The 4,686-nt window shown below is 52.8% G+C and carries 4 protein-coding genes and 1 tRNA gene; 4 read left to right on the forward strand and 1 reads right to left on the reverse strand.

The features are described 5' to 3' along the window. On the forward strand, positions 1-1,047 hold a 1,047-nt coding region (locus Q3886_RS08455), incomplete at its 5' end, for an S-layer homology domain-containing protein (protein WP_301860934.1). A gap of 196 nt (positions 1,048-1,243) precedes the next feature. Here Q3886_RS08455 and Q3886_RS08460 read toward each other — a convergent pair. Further along, a tRNA-Lys gene (locus tag Q3886_RS08460) sits at positions 1,244-1,319 on the reverse strand. A 209-nt stretch (positions 1,320-1,528) separates the two neighbouring features. On the opposite strand from Q3886_RS08460, the gene Q3886_RS08465 reads away from it, so the two are divergent. Genes Q3886_RS08465 through Q3886_RS08475 form a run of 3 tightly spaced genes read left to right on the forward strand, consistent with a single transcriptional unit; the run spans position 1,529 to position 4,631 of the window. Beyond that, positions 1,529-2,980 carry a M17 family metallopeptidase gene (locus tag Q3886_RS08465; RefSeq protein WP_301860935.1) on the forward strand — a complete coding sequence of 484 codons (1,452 nt, stop codon included), beginning with the start codon at positions 1,529-1,531 and terminating at the stop codon, positions 2,978-2,980. Then, positions 2,977-3,786, forward strand: a complete 810-nt coding sequence (locus Q3886_RS08470; protein ID WP_301860936.1) for a PHP domain-containing protein — start codon at positions 2,977-2,979, stop codon at positions 3,784-3,786. The genes Q3886_RS08465 and Q3886_RS08470 overlap by 4 nt, the downstream gene beginning before the upstream one ends. A 5-nt stretch (positions 3,787-3,791) precedes the next feature. Further along, positions 3,792-4,631, forward strand: a complete 840-nt coding sequence (locus Q3886_RS08475; protein ID WP_301860937.1) for a hypothetical protein — start codon at positions 3,792-3,794, stop codon at positions 4,629-4,631. The last annotated feature ends 55 nt before the right edge of the window (positions 4,632-4,686 follow it).

Raw genomic sequence — 4,686 nt, forward strand, 5'->3', positions numbered from 1 at the left:
GACGAACTGAACAGCCTCGGCGTTCGCGTATCGGCTCTGGAAAACAAAGTGGGCAACGTAAAACTGAGCGGTGATGCTCGTGTTCGTTACCAGAACCAGAACGACAGCATTGAAAACGATGATTCCTTCGATTACAAAGTAGACCTCGTCGCTGAAGCACAGGTTAACGACCGTACGAAAGTCACCTATGGTCTCAGCACAAACGATGTACGCTTTGCTGATAATAATGCTGCTTCTGCAGGAAGCCAAGATGACGGATCTGCTAACCCGTACACCAACCTGGCCAACGTAGAATACCAGGCAGGCAGCCACGTTACGTTGTTGGCTGGCCGTTATGACTACCAGATCGGCAATGGCCTTGGCTTGCAGTACAGCGATACTTTCGACGGCGCGCAGGCTACGTTGACTTCCGGCAACTTCGCATTGACCGGCGGCTATGGTAAATTCAAAGAAGGCAGCGGCAATGAAGATGACAATGGAGATGCTACTAATGACCTGTTAGGCTTAAAAGCCGGCTATGTTTCCTTGGACGGTACCTTCGGCAATGTCGGCGCTGGCGTATACTACACGCAGTTCAACCATTCCGGTACGTCTGATGCCGTAGTAGGCGGCGACTACGCTAAGAACCTGGACAACGTCTTCGGCGGTTACCTGTCCCTGAACTTTGGCGAAAAATGGAACCTCCTCGGCGACTACCAGAAAGTTTCCAAAGATGATAATAATAAAGTCTTCAATGGCGTTAAAGATGAAGACGCTGATCTGTGGGGCGCTAAGCTGACCTACGGTGCAGCTGATCAGGCTGTCAAAGGCTCGTGGGATGCATGGGTTGAATACATCAATGCTGACCAGAACGCCCTCTATGGCTCTACCGCTTCGTGGCGCTCTAACGACCTCGTTGATAACGTTAAATCCTGGGGTGTAGGCGTTGACTACACGCTGAGCAAAAACGTCGTTCTTACAGTCGCTCAGTCCTTCGCCAGCGAAGCCAAAGTCGGCAACGACGATCCGGAAGAATTGACAGATGTTGAACTCAACTTCTTCTTCTAATCAGAAGAGCAGTCGTTCATAGCGACGTGACATAAAGAATAACCGCAGCAAAGCGGGAGTATAGGCTCCTGCTTTGCTGCGGTTTCTTATTGTTACAGGTTATGCCTGAATCTGGCAGATGGGGTCAAAGACACCAGATTTTATGGGCATACAAAAACAACCACCGCATCACTGCGATGGCTGTCTGTATTCTTTATGGTGGACCATCAGGGGATCGAACCCTGGACACCCTGATTAAGAGTCAGGTGCTCTGCCAGCTGAGCTAATGGTCCATGTGGCACGTGCTGTTCTTGAGCACGTATATTATAATACACCACGACAGGATAAAAAGCAAGTCTTTTTTGTGATTTTTGTAAAAAAGAGGGAAGAAACGGCGATTTCCCATAGTGTATTAGGGCATAACTTGGTATAATGGAGAAAAATGATGTAGAGTGATGTAGCAATATATGCGCAGCACTCGTTGGCTGAGGAGAAACGACAGATGATTACTTGCAACAGCAACAGCAGTATGGATACCATTGTCATAGGCATTGATTCGCGGATGATGGCAGTATCGCGGCTTCCCAAAGAAGAAGGAGACCTGATTCGGGCCTATGCAGAATCGCACAGAGAAGCACTGCATTATACCTCTCTTCGCTGTATTCACAGTCTGGTCAATGGGAAAGATAAGACCTATTTTCTCATTGGCCTGGAACAGAAGCCTATTCGGTATACGACATATGAAGATTTTCGCATGGCCAAACGGCTCATGGCGGCGGCTATGAACGAAGGCGTGTCGGAACTGGCCATTTTCCTGGATACGCTGGACATGGATGTGCCGTCTCTCATTGACGGACTGCTGTATCGGAATTACGAATTTATTCATTATAAGACCCATGCCAGGTCGCAGACAGTGCGCAATATTAACCTTATTACGTCGAGTCTGAATATTAAAGAATTCAATACCATGTGCTACACCTATTCGGCGGTGTACGAAGGGGTCTATGCCGCCAGGGATCTGGTCAATATGCCGCCCAATGAGCTGACGCCGCGGAAGTTTTCCGACATGGTGTCGTCCATGCTGAAAGGGGATACGATTCTCATCGAATCCCTGAATAAATGGGCCCTGGAAAAGCGGCATATGGGCGGCATTGTCGCTGTCGGCAAAGGGAGCATGAATCCGCCCCAGCTCATGGCCATTGCCTATCAGGGCGATCCGGACAGCCGGGCTGTGCTGGGCATTGTCGGCAAGGGCGTTACCTATGACAGCGGCGGCCTGTCCCTGAAGAGCCATGAAAATCAGGAGTTCATGAAGTCTGACATGGCCGGCGCGGCGGCAGCTGTCGGCGTCATTCGCGCGCTGATGCTCCTCAAGTATCCCGTCAACGTCCTGGCCGTCATTCCGCTGGCTGAAAACATTCCTTCCGGCATGTCCTATCATGTGGATGATATTATTTCCATGTACGGCGGCAAGACGGTGGAAATCAAAAATACTGACGCCGAAGGACGGCTGCTCCTGGCCGATGCCGTCACGTATGCCCAGGAAAAAGGATCAACCTGCCTCATCGATCTGGCAACGCTGACCGGCGCCTGTGTGACCGCCCTGGGGACGGTTCGGTCAGGCATGCTGGGGAATCAGCAGGAATGGATGAACCGGTTCTTTGATATTTCGGGCCGCGTCCATGAAAGGGTCTGGCAGCTGCCGGCAGACCGGGAGTATGAAGAACAGCTCCGCAGCGATGTGGCTGATTTGAAGAATACGGGCGGCCGCGACGGTGGTGCCATTACGGCGGGCTTATTTGTCAAGCAGTTCGTTAAGCCCGATATTCCCTGGATTCATCTGGATATAGCCGGTACGTCCTTTTGTGAAAAGAAAGATGACACCGGCTTTGCAGGAGCAACCGGCGTCGGTGTCAAGGCCATTCTGGAACTGCTCAAAGGAGGCATTTCGTGAACGTAGATCTGCATATGCATACGACCTGCTCAGACGGTGTGTATACGCCGGCAGTCCTGACGAAGATGGCCGTGCAGGCCGGATTGGGCGTCATGGCCATTTCCGACCATGACACAGTAGCGGCATACGGGCAGGCCGACACCTTTGCGCCGGCCATACGCATCATTCCGGCTATTGAAATCAGCTCGGACTACGAAGGGGAAGATGTACACGTTCTGGGATACTATATTGATCCTCAGAATGAGGAACTCCAGGCGTACTGCGCGCAGTTTAAACAGCGCCGCCAGAAGCGGGCCATGGAAATGCTGCAGCGGTGCCGTAATCTTGGCTATCGCATTGACGAGGAACAGGTAGCAGCTGTCTTGGCCAAAGGCGGGACCATTGGCCGGCCTCATATTGCCCGCATGCTCGTGGAAAAAGGATATTTCCCCAGTGTAGCAGCTGTATTTGATTCGCTGCTCCAGCGCGGCGGCCCGGCTTATGTGCCCTATCACCGCCGTTCTATCTGCGACTGCATTTCCCTGATTCACAGTGCCGGCGGTCTGGCTGTGCTGGCTCATCCGGGCCTGCTGAAGAGGACACTGAATGCCGTGCTGGCCCATCCGTTTGATGGGCTGGAAGTCTATCATCCCAAGAACCGGGGCCGGTACGAGGAATTTCTGCAGATTGCCATGGCGCGGAACTGGTATGTCAGCGGCGGCTCCGATTTTCACGGCGTTGCCGGCCGCTTTCCCGAACAGGTTGGCCTGTTTACGGTGCCGGCGGCCAGGGTGCAGCGATTACTGGATTATGACAAGGACAGGTGACAGCCATGAAGGTCATCGGATTTATTGGCGCCAGCGGCACCGGCAAGAGCCATCACGCTCTGGTCGTGGCGTATGAACATCATATTCCCTGCATTATTGACGACGGCCTGCTGATTTATCAGAACCGCATCGTTGCCGGCCAGTCGGCGAAAGAAGAGACGAATACCTTCAAAGCCGTCCGGCGGGCCATCTTTTCTGACGACGCCCATGCAGCCAGTATCTGCCGGGCTCTGCAGGAGATTCAGCCTCATACGCTGCTCATTCTGGGGACGTCGCGCCATATGATCTGCCGCATCTGTCAGGCCCTGCATCTGCCGGAAGCGTCGTCATACATCCGTATTGAAGATGTATCGTGCCCGGAAGAGATTGCCAAAGCCCGGGCTATTCGCCGCCAGGAAGGCAAACATATTATTCCCGTGCCGACAATGGAGCTGAAGACCCATTTCCGCGGCTATCTGCTCAATTCTGTCCGCTCTCTTTTTGCTGGCCGCAGCGGGCAGAAAACGCCGGATTTCGAACATTCCGTCGTGCGTCCTGTATTCAGTTATTACGGAAAGCTGATTTTTTCTCCTGTCGTGCTGGAAAAAATAGTCCGCCACAGCATCGGGGCTGTTCCTGGCATGGCCAAAATTCACCGCCTGAAAGTAGAAAAAAATTATCATGCCGGCGCCAATGGACTGGCTGTCATCCTTTCGGTCTCGATTTTTTACGGCGAAAATATCCGCTGTCTGACGAGCCGGATGAAACAGGCTGTGCAGCAGGACCTGGAATATACGACAGGCATGTCCCTGGATGTGCTGAAGATCACGATTCGCAGCGTCGTTCCGGCTCCAGAGGCCCCGTAACGGCCGGCAAGGCGGCCGGGAATTGACACAGACCGCCTGTGCCTATATAATATAT

The sequence above is a fragment of the uncultured Megasphaera sp. genome, assembly GCF_958350005.1.
Taxonomy (GTDB): domain Bacteria; phylum Bacillota; class Negativicutes; order Veillonellales; family Megasphaeraceae; genus Megasphaera.